The 16,298-nt window shown below is 58.2% G+C and carries 7 protein-coding genes; all 7 read left to right on the plus strand.

The window, feature by feature from the left end:
* Positions 1–130 precede the first annotated feature (130 nt).
* From EO763_RS02610 to EO763_RS02640, 7 genes are read left to right on the plus strand one after another with little or no spacing between them, the layout of a single operon-like run.
* Positions 131–1,327 (plus strand): isochorismate synthase, encoded by a 1,197-nt coding sequence (locus tag EO763_RS02610; RefSeq protein ID WP_161528000.1) that lies wholly within the window; start codon positions 131–133, stop codon positions 1,325–1,327.
* Entirely contained in the window at positions 1,324–2,964 is a 1,641-nt protein-coding gene (locus EO763_RS02615; protein ID WP_161528001.1) for a (2,3-dihydroxybenzoyl)adenylate synthase, read from the plus strand. The genes EO763_RS02610 and EO763_RS02615 overlap by 4 nt, the downstream gene beginning before the upstream one ends.
* Before the next feature lie 14 nt (positions 2,965–2,978).
* Positions 2,979–3,854 carry an isochorismatase gene (locus EO763_RS02620; RefSeq protein WP_161528002.1) on the plus strand — a complete coding sequence of 292 codons (876 nt, stop codon included), beginning with the start codon at positions 2,979–2,981 and terminating at the stop codon, positions 3,852–3,854.
* Positions 3,851–6,994 (plus strand): non-ribosomal peptide synthetase, encoded by a 3,144-nt coding sequence (locus EO763_RS02625; RefSeq protein WP_161528003.1) that lies wholly within the window; start codon positions 3,851–3,853, stop codon positions 6,992–6,994. The genes EO763_RS02620 and EO763_RS02625 overlap by 4 nt, the downstream gene beginning before the upstream one ends.
* Before the next feature lie 5 nt (positions 6,995–6,999).
* The gene (gene dhbA, locus EO763_RS02630; RefSeq protein ID WP_010303090.1) at positions 7,000–7,770 is read left to right on the plus strand and encodes a 2,3-dihydro-2,3-dihydroxybenzoate dehydrogenase; all 771 of its coding nucleotides are present in this window, start codon (positions 7,000–7,002) and stop codon (positions 7,768–7,770) included.
* A gap of 22 nt (positions 7,771–7,792) precedes the next feature.
* Positions 7,793–14,143: a non-ribosomal peptide synthetase gene (locus EO763_RS02635; protein ID WP_161528004.1), complete on the plus strand. Its 6,351-nt coding sequence runs from the start codon at positions 7,793–7,795 to the stop codon at positions 14,141–14,143.
* Positions 14,140–16,254: an amino acid adenylation domain-containing protein gene (locus EO763_RS02640; RefSeq protein WP_161528005.1), complete on the plus strand. Its 2,115-nt coding sequence runs from the start codon at positions 14,140–14,142 to the stop codon at positions 16,252–16,254. Before EO763_RS02635 ends, EO763_RS02640 begins: the two co-directional genes overlap by 4 nt.
* Positions 16,255–16,298: the final 44 nt, after the last annotated feature.

A 16,298-nucleotide genomic window follows, 5' to 3' on the forward strand; every position in this document is an offset into this window, starting at 1 on the left:
GGCGTGAATAACCATTTTGTGGAAGGATTGACCGAACACGTTACTTCAGTGTAATTTAACTGCGCTTAATATAAATGATAATGATTTTAATAATCATTGGTATTTGATTTGCGAGCGCAGGAGCTGTCTTGTGGATACACTGATTACAAAAACTGAAGCATTTAGCGGGCTAACCTATTCGGAACAGACCGCTTTTTTATATGCATCGGAACACCGAAGCCTGTCTACTTCAGGCTTATTTGAACGTATTTCGTCCCCTGTTTGTGTTCCTGGCTCGCACGATGACAGGCTTAGCCCTGCAATCGCGCAGGCATTCCAGCGAGCGCGTCAGGCAGGGCAGTCGCTGCCTATTGTTGTGGGGGCGATTCCCTTTGATACCACGCAACCATCTTGTCTCTATATCCCTGATAGTTATGCCGTTACGACGAAATCTGAACTCGTCAGCCGCGCCCGTAAGCACACAGCTGCGGGCCCTACCGCACTAACGTTAAACAGCGTCCCGGACGAATGTCAGTTCAAGTCCATCGTGGCAGAGGCGGTTGAGCGGTTCCGCCGTGGTGAACTGAGCAAAGCGGTGCTGTCACGCGTTTTGGACATTGAGCTGACGAGCCCCGTTAAGGCGCAAACGATCCTCAATACCCTGATGGTGCAGAACGCGGGTGGATACCACTTCTCACTGCCGCTGCCGGATGGTTCGGTATTGCTGGGCGCGAGCCCGGAACTGCTGGTGCGCAAGCAGGGGAACGTCATTGTTTCTAATCCGCTGGCGGGATCGGCGCGACGGATGAACGATGAACATCTGGATTACCTGAACAGCCAGCGCCTGCTGAAATCGGGTAAAGACAAGCACGAGCATAAGCTGGTGGTGGATGACATCCGCCAACGCCTGATGCCACTGTGCTCGTCGTTAACCATTCCTTCAACCCCTTCGCTAATGAGCACCGCTTCTATGTGGCATTTGTCTACCGCTATCCGCGGTGAACTGACGAACCCAGAGATGACGGCACTTCAGGTTGCCTGCCAGCTCCATCCTACTCCCGCACTGTGCGGCTTTCCCACGCAGGAAGCGCGTCAGTTGATCGCCGAGCTGGAACCGCACGATCGTGGCGTATTCAGCGGCATCGTCGGCTGGTGTGATGCCAACGGCGATGGTGAATGGGCGATAGCGATTCGCTGCGGCACCATCAAACACAACAAAGTCCGCCTGTTTGCCGGTGCGGGCATTGTTGAGGCGTCCGTCCCCGAGGACGAATGGGCTGAAACCGCCGCCAAATTAAACACGATGCTGAATGCGTTTGGGCTTAACTCAGGTGTGGATGGACTATGAGCATTGAATTTACGCCCTGGCCAGAGGAACTGGCACAGCGTTATCGCGACAAGGGGTACTGGGTTGGCCTGCCGCTCACGGATGCCTGGGAACGTCATCTGGCGACGCAACCTGACGCCGTTGCGGTAGTGTGCGGCGAGCGGCAGTGGAGCTATCGGGAGCTGGATCGACAGTCTTCCGCACTGGCATCGCGCCTGACTGAAAGCGGCCTGCGCTGTGGCGACACCGCGCTGGTGCAGTTGCCGAACGTGGCAGAGTTCTACCTGACCTTTTTTGCGTTGCTGAAAATGGGCGTCGCACCGGTTAACGCACTGTTCAGCCATAACAAGCTGGAGCTGCTGTCGTATGCCACGCAGATCGAACCACGCCTACTGATCGCCTCGGCCGAACATTCGCTGTTTGGCAACGGTGAATTTCTGGATCGGCTACAGACGCAGGTTCCCCGCCTGCAAACGGTGGTGATGCTCGGCGACAGCCCGCTGGGGCACAGTCTGACGGACTGGCTGCAACCGTACGCGTCGACCAGCCAGTATCAGCCTTCTGCGTCGGGGCAGGTGGCTTTCTTCCAGCTTTCTGGCGGCAGTACCGGCACGCCAAAGCTGATTCCCCGTACCCATGATGATTATTACTACAGCGTGCGCCGCAGCGTGGAAATTTGCGAGCTGACGCCACACACCCGCTATCTGTGCGCGTTGCCTGCGCCACATAACTTCCCGTTAAGTTCGCCCGGTTCGCTCGGTGTGTTCTACGCCGGTGGACGTGTCGTGCTGGCACCGGATCCGGGGGCGATGACCTGTTTTCCGCTGATCGAACGCCATCAGATCGATATTACCTCGCTGGTGCCGCCCGCTGCCGCGCTGTGGATCCAGGCAGCCGAACAGTTTGGTGGCGCGCTGCGTAGCCTGAAGATCTTGCAGGTAGGCGGCGCGAAGCTGAGTGAAACCGTCGCCCGTCGTATTCCGGCGGTGCTGGGCTGTCAGCTACAGCAGGTGCTCGGCATGGCGGAAGGGCTGGTGAACTACACCCGACTGGACGACAGCGACGAGCACACTTTCACCACGCAGGGCTATCCGATGAGCCCAGACGATGAAGTGAAGGTGTTGGATATCGACGGTAATCCGGTGCCGAGAGGCGAAGCGGGGCTACTGGCAACGCGCGGTCCGTATACCTTCCGCGGTTATTACCGCAGCCCGGAACACAATGCCCGCGCTTTTGATAGTGACGGTTTTTACCACTCGGGCGATGTGGTGCAGATGACCGAAGATGGCTATTTGCGCGTGGTCGGGCGGGAAAAAGATCAGATTAACCGCGGCGGTGAAAAGATTGCCGCTGAAGAGATCGAAAACCTGCTGCTCAAGCATGATGGCATTCTCCATGCCGCGCTGGTGTCCATGCCCGATCCGGTTATGGGTGAAAAGAGCTGCGCTTTTCTGGTGGTCAACGATCCCTCGCTGAAAGCCATCACGTTAAGAAAATATCTGCGTAATCAGGGTATTGCTGAATTCAAATTGCCGGACCGCTTCGAGATGATCGACACCTTACCCGTTACGCCAGTCGGCAAGATTGATAAGAAATCACTCCGTCAGCGCATCCAGACCCAACTTAGCACTCAAAACCCAACTTGGTGTTCAAAATAAATAAGGATTTTGTGATGGCAATCCCTTCTATTGCTTCTTATCCCCTGCCGCGCGCACAGGATTTCCCTGAGAACAAGGTTTCCTGGGCGTTTGAGCCTGAACGCGCGGTGCTGCTGATTCACGACATGCAGGACTATTTCGTGAATTTCTATGGCGCGGACAGCCCGCTGGCGCAGCAACTGATTGAGAACATTGTGGCGTTGCGAACCTACTGCAAAGCACAGGGGATTCCGGTGGTGTATACCGCGCAGCCGAATGCACAAAGTGCGGCTGACCGGGCGCTGCTGAACGACATGTGGGGCGCAGGGCTGAATAATCATCCTGAAAAACAGCGTGTCGTGAGCGCGCTGGCACCGGATGAGCACGACACGGTGCTGGTGAAGTGGCGCTACAGCGCCTTCCACCGTTCGCCGCTGGAACCGATGATGAAAGAGATGGGCAAAGATCAGCTGATTATCTGCGGCGTTTACGGACATATCGGATGCATGATTACCGCAACGGATGCCTTCATGCGCGACATCAAGCCGTTCATGGTCGGCGATGCGGTGGCGGATTTCTCACTTCAGGAACACCAGATGGCGCTGAAATATGTGGCGACGCGCGCCGGACGGGTGGTTAGCACGGCAGAACTCACAGGAGCAAAAATGGCACAGGCACTGACGAAACAAGGACTGAGAGCGCACCTGCTGACCTTGATCGACGAAGAAGAAGATCAGTTCGATGAAGATGAGAACCTGATTGACTACGGTTTGGATTCGGTACGCATGATGGCGCTGCTAACCGAATGGCGCAATCAGGGCATCACGCTGAGCTTTGTCGATCTGGCGCGTAACCCTAGCCTGAATGCCTGGTGGGCGCTGATCGAAAAACAGCAGGGAGCCACATCATGAAGCCCTTGAGCGTTGCGCAGCGCGGGCTGTGGCTGGGTCATGCCCTGAACGATGATAAAGCGACGTTCAACACGGCGGAGTGCATCGCGTTTGATGGCAAGGTCGATAGTGAAGCCATGCTGAGCGCGATCCGTCAGGCAGTCATGGAGTGCGAGTGCCTGTATTGCCAGTTTGTTGAAATTGCGGGTGAACATACCGACCAGCCGGAAATCGGCTTTGTGGCTTCACAACTGCCGGTGCCGATCGACGTGCTGCCGATTATTGAACTGTTACCTGCGCCGATGACGGATGAAGAGCAGACGATACGCCACTGGGCGCGTGAGGAAATCGCCCAGCCGCTGGATCTGCTGAACGGGTTACCCTGTCGCTTTGCGCTGCTGTGTGGTGAAAAGCGTGATTTTCTCTATAGCTGCGTTCACCACATTGCGCTGGACGGCTTTGGCACCACGATGCTGTTTCAACGCATCGCCCAGATCTATACCGCGCTGACGGCGGGGCAACCCGTGGCGATGGCGGAGTTCGGCCCGTTCAGCGAGGTACTGGAAGAAGAGCAACTGCGTGATGCCAGCGGGCAGACGGTGCAGGCGCGTGATTTCTGGCTAGAAACGCTGAACGCAATGCCGGAACCGGCCAGCTTCAGCGAGAAGAAAGCCCCGATCGCGGCGCGTTTTTTACGCCAAAGCAGCGTGTTGCCGGCGGATATCTGGCAGCCGCTGACGGCGCTGTGTGAAGGCAACAAAATTAGCTGGCCGGATTTGTTTTTGGCGATGCTGGCGACGCACCTCAAGCTGGTGTCCGGCAGCGACAGGCTGACGTTCGGCATGATGGTGATGAACCGTATCGGTTCCGCCTCGCTGACGGTGCCGAGCATGCAGATGAATATCGTGCCGCTGTGCATTCAGGTGGATGAGCAGGCGGACTTTGTCACACTGGCGCAGCAGGTTGCCCGTACCAAGCGCACGCTGCGTCGTCATCAGCATTATCGCTATGAGCACTTACGGCGCGATCTGAACCGCGTCGGCGGCGAACAGCGCCTCTTCGGTCCGCTGATCAATATCATGCCGTTCGATCATCCGCTCAATTACGGATCGCTGTCATCCAGCACTCTGAATCTCAGTGCCGGGCCAGTAGAAGATCTGACGATCGAGATCCATTTCAAACCGGATGGCACACCGGTGCTGGATTTTGATGCTAACCCAGCTTGTTACAGCGCGGAAGCGCTTGCCAGTCTGCAAGAAACCCTGTTCACGCTGCTTCAACGCTGGCTGGCACAGCCGCAGCAGACCAGTGGCGAACTGCTGGGACGTTGGTTGCGTGAAGAACGCGAACTGTCGCTGATCACCAGCCGCGAGCCTGAGCCATTTGCCGAACCGGTTCTGACGGCGATCGCCAAACAGGCGCGTAAAAACCCGAACCATCCGGCGCTGACGCAGCGCGATCGACAGTACAGCTACCAGCAATTGCTGGATCTGAGCGATCAGGCTGCTGCGGCACTGCATGAGCGCGGCATTCAGCCCGGCGAACGCATCGGCATTATGCTGAACCGTAGTCCTGAAACCATCATTTGCCTGCTGGCCGTGATGCAGTGCGGTGCGGTGTATGTGCCGCTCGATCCTGAACAGCCGCGTGAACGTCAGCAGCACATCATCCAGATTGCTGGGCTGAGTACAATTGTGACGCAGGCGGACTACCAGCATCGGCTGGCGTCGGTCTTTTCCGGCGAGATCGTTCTGGCGGGGCATCTTCTGTCATCCAACGCACAGGCCGCCGCGCTACCGCCTGTGGAAGCGAGAGACGGGCAGATTGCCTATGTTATGTTCACATCGGGATCGACCGGATTGCCGAAAGGTGTGGAGATCGGCGCCAGCGCGTTGGATCACTTCACGGCGGCGGCACGTCAGCGCTACGGCCTGCGTGCGGCGGATCGCGTGCTGCAATTTGCCCCGTTCAATTTTGATGCCAGCATCGAAGAAATTTTTGCGACGCTGACCAGCGGGGCGACGCTGGTGCTGCGCACCGATGAGATGCTGGAATCGATTCCGACCTTTGTCGAACAGGTCGAAGAGCAGGCGATTACGCTGCTCGATCTGCCAACGGCATTCTGGAATGAATGGGTAGTGGGGCTGAAAACCGGCACGCTGGCCATGCCTTCCGCACTGCGTGCCATCATCATCGGCGGTGAAGCGGTGTACCCCGAACAGCTGGCGCAGTGGCAGCGTCATGCACCGAATACGCTGCGCTTAATCAATACCTATGGCCCCACCGAAACCACGGTAGTCGCGACCAGTTGCGATCTGCAAACGCAGTCTGCCGACGTGGCGCAGCTTCCTATTGGTCTGCCGTTGGCGGGCGTCAACGCGCTGATTTTGGCAGCGGGCGATCGCCCTGCGGCGGAAGGAGAACTGGTGCTGCTGGGGCCAACGCTGGCGGCGGGTTATATCGGTACAGAACACACGGCGTTTACGCAAATAGCGGTGGGCGATCAGGGTCTTCCGGCTTACCGCACTGGCGACAGAGTGCGGCTGGAAAAAGGACAGCTGCTGTACCTCGGGCGTATGGATAACGAATTTAAAATCAGCGGCTACAGGATCCAGCCGGGGGAAGTTGAAGCCCATCTGCTGGCGCAGCCGGACGTTGATGAAGCCTGCGTACAGGGCATTGTTTACCCTAACGGCGTGCGGCGTCTGGTGGCGTTTGTCGCCACGAAAGCGGGCGAGATCGATGCACGTGCGCTGAAGCAGCGCCTGAGCAGCGTGCTGCCGCCAGCGATGATCCCGACCGATTACCGCGCCTTCCGTCAGTTGCCAAAAACCGGCTCTAACAAGGTCGATCGCAAACGTCTGTTGGCGGAATACCGCGACGAGGCACCTGCGCAGGCGTTAGCCAGCGAAACCGAGAACCGGGTCAGCGCCATCTGGCAGCAGATCCTCGGCGTGTCGGGGATCCAATCGCGAGATAACTTCTTCGAACTGGGCGGACAGTCATTGCAGACCATCCAGATCGTTAATCGTCTGGCTGCCGAATTTTCCGTCAGCATCAAGGTGTCTGATGTGTTCGATCATCCCCAGCTCAGCGACTTCTGCCGCTATCTGGACGACAGGCTGTCACAGGATGAAAACAGCGTGGAAATGGTGTGGTAGGGAAAATGATGAACAAGGCACAACCTCTTCAGTTTGATTTCAGCGGCAAGACCGTCTGGGTAACCGGGGCGGCGAGCGGCATTGGCGAAAGCATTGCCCGCCAGTTTGTCGCGCTGGGCGCGAACGTGATCGGCTTCGATCGCGCATTCCGACATGACGATCATCCGTTTAGCTGTGTGACGCTGGATATCAGCGAGCCGGACAGCGTGGCGGCGGTGTGTCGCCAGCAGTTGGCGGAAACTGGGCTAGACGTTCTGGTCAATGCCGCTGGGATTCTGCGTCTCGGTGATATCGACGCGCTGAGCGTGGACGACTGGCACCAGTGTATTAACGTTAACGCCTCTGGTGCGTTTTACCTGCTGAACGCACTGGTTCCGCATTTCAAGCAGCAGCGCCGTGGCGCGATTGTCTGCGTCGGCTCCAATGCCGCTCATGTTCCCCGTATGCAAATGGCGGCGTACTGCGCGTCAAAAGCGGCGCTCACCAGCCTGTCTCACTGTGCGGGTCTGGAGTTAGCGCCTTACGGCGTGCGCTGCAATCTGGTGTCGCCGGGATCGACGGATACGCCGATGCAGCGCGGCATGTGGCACAGTGCGGATGCTGAGCAGCGCACTATCGCGGGCTTTCCTGACCAGTACAAACTGGGAATTCCTCTGGGCAAGATCGCTCAGCCGGAAGAGATCGCCAATACCGTGGTTTTTCTGGCTTCCGATCTGGCCAGCCACATCACCATGCAGGATGTGGTGGTGGATGGCGGGGCAACGCTGACGGCCTGATTTGCTGAGAGAGTGATAAGTCATGAAAGATATCGTAACGCTGTTAAAACAGTTGGAACGGCAGGGCGTTCGTCTGGCGTTGAATGCACAGGGGCAGCTGATTTCGCAGTCCAACAAAGACGCGATCACGGCAGAGATTGGGCGCACGATTAAGGAAAACAAAGACGCCATTGTGCGTTGTCTGACGGCGCAGCAGGCGTTTGAGCGCCCCATCACGCCGCAGAATGCGACGTCTGGCCCGCTGTCGTCATCACAGAGCGGGCTGTGGTTTATCGAACAGTACGAAGAGCAATCACACCTCTACAATATGCCGGTCTATTTTCGGCTGACCGGCACGCTGGATGTGGCGGCGCTGGAGTTTGCCTTTGACGCGCTGGCGCAGCGCCATGCCAGCTTGCGCACCCGTTTTGTGGTCAATGAACAAGGCAAGGGTGAACAGCGTATCGATGCGTATCAACCGTTTGTGATACAGCATGATGACTTCTCACGGTTGCCGGAAGCCGAACGGGAAGGGCGTTTGCAGCAGCAGGTGAAAGCAGAAATCAGCCGTCCGTTCGATCTCACGGCGGGCGATCTTACCCGCGTGCGGCTGGTGAAGATGAGCGAACGGGTGCACATTCTGCTGATCACCCAGCACCATATTATTTCCGATGGTTGGTCGGTGAAGAATATGTTCGCGGACTTCAAACCGGCTTTTCTTGCTTGTCAAAATCGCCAGCCTCATCCCGTCGAACCGACCCAACTTAACTATATCGATTACGCGCACTGGTTTAATTCCGCCTCGTTTCTGGATTACCACAACGAATTCAAACCGTTCTGGGTTGAGCGTCTGACGGGGATCCCCGAAGTGCACAGTCTGCCGCTGGATAAACCGCGTCCGGCGCATCAGAACAGCGGTGGGGAGGTGATCTTCTCCGCGATCAACAACGATCTGTGGGATAAATTCAAGCGCCTGTGCCAGCGTTATAACACGTCTAATTTCATTGGTCTGCATGCAGTGTTTTCCTTGATGCTGGCGCGCATCAGCGGCGAGAAAGATATCGTGATTGGTTCACCACTGGCCTACCGCGAGCGGCCGGATATCGAAGATGTCGTCGGCTTTTTCGTTAACACCATCGTGCTGCGCACCCAGTTGCAGGACAGCCAGAGTTTCGTGGATTACCTGCAATACTGCCGCGAGCAGGATCTGTCGGCTTTCGATCATCAACTCTACCGTTTTGAAGCATTAAGCGAGGCGATCGGTTCCGATCGCACCACTGCGATCAACCCGATCTTCCAGGTGATGCTGGTTTATCAGGCCAAAGTAGATTTCAACGATCTGATCCCCGGTTGTGATGCGGCGGAAGAAACCTCGCCCGTGCTGCCTGCCAAGACCGATATTTCGGTCAAGGTGACGGAGCTGATGGGCGAGGTGCGGCTGGACTGGCTGTTTGCTACTGCGCTGTTTGAGCGCCAGACGATCCAGTATTACGCCGACCGCTTTATCCGGCTGATTGAAGCCGTCGTTGAGGCCCCCGAAACCGATGTCTGGCACCTGCCGCTGATGGAAGCGGAGCGGTTTGCTGCCGTGCTGGCGGAAAGTCAGCAACTGCCGCGTAGCTATCCGCAGCCACAGTTGACGGTAACCGATGTGATTGAAGCGATGGCACAGTGCGCTCCACAGCAGCTGGCGATTGCTTTTGATGGTGAACAGCGCACGGATACGCTGACGTATGCCGAACTGAACAGGCAGGCGAATCAGCTGGCGCATTGGCTGCACCGTCAGGGGCTGGGCGAACAGTCGCTGGTTGGCGTGCTGGCGAAACGCGATCGCTATTTTGTCATTGCGCTGCTGGCTATCTGGAAAGCGGGTGCTGCCTATGTGCCGCTGGATCCCGACTATCCGCCGGAGCGGCTGCGCCACATCATTACCGATGCCAATCTTGCCGTCATTCTCGGCGGCGATGGGCAGCAACTGGCGCAGTGGTCTGCCGAACAGTGCATCGATCTGACCGATCCTACGGTTGTCGCGCAGTGGCACGATCTGCCGGGCGATGAACCGCCAGCTATTCCGCGCCATGCACAGCAACTGGCACAGGTGATCTACACCTCGGGATCGACCGGTTTGCCGAAGGGCGTCATGATCGAACACGGTTCGCTGATCAATCTACTGGACGATCATCGCGATCGCATCGCGTTCACGCCGCAAAGCACCATGTTCAACTGCATGTCGCTCTCGTTTGACGCCGGTAACATGACGACGCTGCTGCCGCTGAGCAGCGGTGGCACGCTGGCGTTTGGCGAACCCAACGATCGGGCGATTATGCAGGCCGAACAGGCGGGCGCGACACATCTGATCCTGCCGACGGCGCTGATGTCGATTCTCGATCCACAGCAGGTTAAGGGCATTCAGGCGATTGGCATGGGCGGAGAAGCCTGCCCGAACGCAGTGGTGGAAAACTGGGCTGATAAGGTGGCGCTGTACAACATGTACGGGCCGACGGAGTGTACCGTCACGGCGTTGAGCACCCGTCTGCGCAAAGGCCAGCCTGTCACTATCGGTAAACCGCTTACTCATATTCAGGCGCTGATTCTGGATGCGGCCGGGCAACTGTGTCCGGCAGGCGTACCGGGAGAGCTGTGTCTTGCGGGGCTTGGGCTGGCGCGTGGCTACCTCAACCAGCCACAAATGACGGCCAGCCGCTTTGAACACATCACGTTGAATGACGTGAATAATGTCGAACACGGCACGGCGACGCTGCGCATTTATCGCACGGGCGACAAGGCCAGACTGCTGAACAACGGCGACTATGAATACTGTGGCCGTATTGATGAGCAGATCAAGCTGCGCGGCTACCGCATTGAACCGGGTGAAATCGAGGCACAGTTGGCGGCAGTATGCCCGTCTCTGAAACAGGTTAAAGTCATCGTGGCACAGGTGGGAAACCGTCCGGCGTTGGTTGCCTATGGCACGGTGAAAGCGGGCAGCAGCACGCCGGAACCCGCCGCCGTGCTGATTGATGTCGCAAAGCATCTGCCAGAATACATGGTGCCGTTCCGACTGATTCTGCTAGAAGACATGCCGCTGACGCCGAACGGCAAGCTCGATACGAAACAGCTGCCGCCGGTGCTGGAAACCAGCGAGGGCGACGGCGAAGCCGATAATCCGCTGGAAGCCGATGTGCTGGCGATTTGGCGCAGCGTGCTGAATACGCCGTTGGGCGTTGAAGACGATTTCTTCCGCTTAGGCGGTGATTCCATTCTCAGTATCCAACTGACCACCCGCCTGCGCAGTGCGGGCTATGTCTGCACGGTGAAGGACGTTTTCGAAGCGAAGAGCGTGCGGCGTCTGTGCCGCGTGCTGGCGCAGAATAACCGTGACACAGGCATTGTCGCGGAGCAGGGCACGCTGGAAGGCGAATTCGCGCTGCTGCCGATTCAGCGCTGGTTTATGGAGCAGCCGCTGGCACGTCCAGAACACTGGAATCAGGCGGCGATGATCCAACTGCCGGACGTGGATACCGAACGACTTACCACGCTGTTGCAGGCGCTGATGGCGCAGCATGACGCGCTGCGTCTGGCTTGTGATGCCGACGGGCAACGTTATCTGACGGAGGTGCCTTGCCCTGTTGTGTCGACGCTGGATTATCGCCAGCTTGGCGATGACGGCCTGCAACAGGCGTTTACCGCGTTGCAGAGTGAATTCGATCCCGCGCAGGGAAGAACGATGGGGTGTGCGCTGGTGCGACACCATCCGCAGGCGGACACGGCGGTGTTCCTCGCTTTCCACCATCTGGTGATTGACGCTGTATCCTGGCGCATTCTGGTTGACGATCTGGAGCGGCTGTACCTCGGTGAAGCGCTGGCGCCGAAAACGTCGAGCTATCGCCAGTGGGGGACAGCGCTGCATAACTACGCTACACAGCATGCGGATCAGTTAACGTACTGGCAGGCGCAGGAAGACGGCGTGGATCAGGCAGCGCTGCTGGCGGCGAAAGATCCGCAGGGCCAGGCCAGCGCCGCGATTCTGACGCTGGATGCTGAAACCACAGGCCAACTGGCGAGTGAGGCCAATCGTGCCTTTAATACCGAAGTTAGCGATTTGCTACTGGCGGCACTAACCCGCACGCTAAACGATCTCGGCTGGGGCGACAACGCGCGCATCATGCTGGAAGGGCACGGCCGCGAAGCGATTGATCCGACGCTGGATGTCAGCCGCACGGTGGGGTGGCTTACCAGCACCTATCCGGTGTGCCTGCAAGATAAGCCTGATTGGGCTTCCCTGATTAAATCCAGCAAGGAACAGCTGCGTCAGGTGCCGGATAAAGGCGTTGGGTTTAACCCGTTACGCTACTACCATCCGCAGGGCAATGCGCTGACACTGTCGCCGATTGTGTTCAACTACCTCGGGCTGTCGGTTCAGGCTGCTGGCACATGGCGTCCGGTTGACGTCGCGCCGGGCTGCTGTGTGTCTCCAGAGAATAAACCGGCGGAGGTTATCAGTCTTCACGGCGGTATTGCTGGCGGGCAGTTAACGCTGCGTCAGGTCGGCTGCCTCAATCAGCGCGACAGCGAACGTCTGATGGTGCGACTGACGGAGAATCTGCGGGCGCTGACGGCAGCTTGTCTGGCCCAGTTGCACCACGGCACGGCCTTTACCCCCAGTGATTTCCCGGCGGTTGTGCTGAGCCAGACGCAACTCGATAGCCTGTCGCAGCGTTATGACATCGACACCTTGTTGCCGCTGTCATCGCTCCAGCAGTCGATGTTGTATCACCGCCTGCGCTGTCCGCAGGATGATGCTTATCATCTTCAAACGCCGATTCGCTATGCGCAGGCGCTGGATGTGGAAGGTTATCGTCAGGCCTGGCAGCGTCAGATTCAGCGTTTCCCAGCGCTGCGTGCCGCACTGGAAAGCGAATATGCCAGCGTGCAGGTGATTGTGAAGCGGGCAGACCTGCCTTTCTACTATCAGGATGTGGCGCAGGACGCCGATCCACTGGCGGTCATCGAGCGCTATCGCCAGCAGGATTTACGTTCAGGATTTGACTTGTCGCAGCCGCCGCTGTTGCGCATTGCCTGTTTCCGTTTGGGCGAACAGGACTACCGGGTGCTCCTGAGCTGTCACCATAGCGTGATTGATGGCTGGAGCGGGCCACAGCTGCTGGGTGCGGTACACCGCGATTATCGGCTACTGATGAACGGCCAGACATTCATGCACGGCGAAACACCCGCGATTCAGGTGGATCGCGCCTATGTGGATCATGCGCTGCACGCCGTGGCGCAGCAGCCTGGCGTTGAGGCTTTCTGGCAGCAGCGGCAAGCGCTTCTGGTGCAGACGAACGATGTGGCGATGCTGTTTGCGGCGACGGGGAAACGCGCCGATCTCAGCCAGCATCTGACGCAGGTTGAACCGCAGGTCACCGGTGTGAGCCTGAACGAGCAGGCTCAGGCGACGCTAACCGCTTTTGCCCGTGAGGTGGGCGTCACGCACAGCATTATTGCGCAATATGCCTGGCACCGGCTGCTGGCGCGCTCGACTGGCGATGCGGTCAGTATTGTCGGCAACGTGCTGTCGGGCAGGGAAAGTCCGGTGGAGGACGTGGCGAGTAGCGTAGGTCTGTACATCAACAGCCTGCCGCTGGCGTTGAGCTGGCAGCAACCGGTATCGCTGCAACAGCATCTGGTGCAGTTGCAGAATGAGCTGATGGCGATGAATCAGCATGCTACGCAGTCGTTGATTGCACTGACGGCTGGACGTTCGCGTCTGTTCAACAGCCTGTTTATTTATGAAAATTATCCTGGCGCGAAAGCGGAGCAGGGCCAACGTGCTGACGATCCGCATCGGTTATCCCCCGAATTCTCCGCCGCCTATGAAAAAGTCGAAATGCCGCTGAATCTGGTGGTGCGTGAGCAGGCGGGCTGCATGCTGCTGCGCTTCGAGTTTGACGCCGATGTGCTGGACAGTGCGCAGGCGCGTCGGGTGCTGATGCGCTGGCATGACGAAGTGGTGGCGCTGGTGAATAGCTCACCGCAGCAGCCAGCCGAGATCGTTGGACATAATAAGGTGGAAGATGCGGCGATGAAACAGGCTGTCACGCCGGATAGCCGCGCTGGCTCGCCTGATACGCCGTCTGCCCAGTCGCTGCTGCGCGTGTGGGCGCAGGCGCTGAAACTCAGTGAACCTAGCCTCAGTGAATCCGGCCTCTGGTCACAGACGCTGTGTGAAAGCGGTGTCGATTCGCTCCAGCGTATTGCGCTGGCACAGGCATTGAGCCGTGCGTTAGCGCAACCAGTGAGCGTGGCGTTATTACAACGCTACCCGTCACCGCAGGCGCTGAGCGGGTATCTGGCACAGTCGAGGGTTACCGCCAATGAGGAAACGCTGTCATGACAGGGAACGATGAAGCAGTGGAGAACCCGCTGGCAGATATCCAACAGCCCACGGCCTTCGGGCAGCGGGTGGGTGCCGCGCATGGTGAACAGCGGCACAGCAGTGAGCTGATTCAGCACTATCCCGCGCCGCTGGTGAGTGCGGCGTGGAGCTGGCTACTGTACAAATACAGCGGTGAAGAGCAGGTGTGTGCCGCGCTCGTCACGGCCGATCGTCCTGATAACGTAAGGCCGCTGATCGTGCATTTTCAACAGCGCGATCGTCTCGTCAGCGAGTGGATCGCCGCCGTGGGATCGTCGTGCGATCCTCAGTCTGCGTCAGAGCTTCTGGCAGCAGACATCCAACACGCGCTGTTTAGCAGCCTGCTGATCGTGGGGGAGATGGCATCGTTATCTGTGGTAGTACAAAAAGCGGCGCAAAATGTTGCGCTGATCGTACAAGTTCAAAACGATCGGGTCATTCTGACCGCACCTGACGGGCAGTTCGATAATCGGCAGCTACAGCGTATTGCTCGCCATCTCACGCAGCTACTTGATGGCCTACTGGCACCACGCTGGGAACGGCTGGCGCAGATCCGCCTCAGTCCGCGGGTGGCAATGTTACCGCACCGGGCGACGACGCATGCGCTGCACGATGAACTGCTGGCGCGCCTGACTCAGGAAGCGCGTCAGGATTGCGTGGCGATCGCCTTTCAGGATCGCGAAATTCGCTATCGGGAACTGCTGCAACGCGTGGCGCTGATTCAACAGGCACTGGCTACACAGGGGGTGGCTGCGGGTCAGCGTGTGGGGCTGCATCTCAGTCGCCAGCCTGACACCATCGCGGCGCTGCTGGCCTGCCTGTTTTCTCAGGTAACGTTTGTGCCGCTGGAGCCGGATTTTCCGGGGGAGCGTCTACAGGCGATTCAGCAGGAGGCGGCGTTGGCAGCGGTCTTGCAGGACGGCTATACCGGCGGTTCGCTGGCGTTTGACTGCCCGATACTGAACCTCTGCGATTTACCGTATGCGGCCAGTGATTCCACGGCGAGCGTACAGCTGGCGCGGGCCGGTGGGCCGGAAACGGCGGCCTACATGATGTTTACCTCCGGTTCGACGGGGAAACCAAAAGGCGTTGTGATTGGTCAGCGGGCGCTGCAAACCTTTATTCATGCCAGTGTAGAGCGGCTGGCGTTAACGGATAAAGCCAACTGGCTGCTGATTACCACGCTGGCGTTTGATATCTCCATGTTGGAAGTGTTTGCGCCGCTGTGGGTCGGTGGCGTGCAGCACCTGACCACGCATGAAGAATACAAAGATCCGCAGGCGGTCGCGGCGTATTTGCAGGCTCGGCCGGACATCAACGTATTGCAGGCCACACCCGCTTTCTGGCGCATGATGTTCAAAGCGGGCTGGCAGGGTAAATCCGATCTGGTCGCGCTGTGCGGCGGTGAAGCGCTGGATCTGCGACTGGCACAGCGTCTGGTTAGTCGTTGCAGGACGCTGTGGAATTGCTATGGGCCAACCGAAGCGACAATTTGGTCGCAGATGGCGCAGATCGACGGTGCCGCGTTGGAAAACCAGCACACGGTTGCTTTGGGCAATACGCTGGCGGGCTATCAGCATTTGGTGATCGATGACGATCGCCATCCGTTAGAAGAAGGGATGGTCGGCGAACTGTGCATTCTCGGTGAAGCGCTGAGTAGCGGATACTGGTTGCGTGACGATCTGACGCAGGATCGTTTTATTCAGCAGGTGGAATCCGGGCAGCGAATGTATCGCACTGGCGATAAAGTCCGGCTGCTGGCGGACGATCGTTATCAGTATCTTGGTCGCTTCGACGATCAAGTAAAATTACGGGGATTTCGCATCGAATTAGGAGAGATCGAAGCGCAATTGAAACGGATCGAACAAGTGCAGGATGCGGCCGTCAAGCTTCAGGGGGAAGGGGATGAGGCGGTACTGGTCGGCTACGTTGAGTATAAACCCGGCTCAGAGATGACCAAACTGGCGCTGCGCAAACAGCTGCATCAGTTCTTACCAGCTTACATGGTGCCAGGGCGCATTGTGGTGCTCGACAAGCTGCCGAAAACCGGCAGCGGCAAGGTCGATCGCAAGCGCCTGACTGACGTCTGACAGTAGGAGGGGCAGCGCTGCTGCCCCTCCTAATCGCGTAAAAC

The sequence above is a fragment of the Pectobacterium odoriferum genome, from assembly GCF_009931295.1.
GTDB classification, from domain to species: Bacteria; Pseudomonadota; Gammaproteobacteria; order Enterobacterales; family Enterobacteriaceae; genus Pectobacterium; species Pectobacterium odoriferum.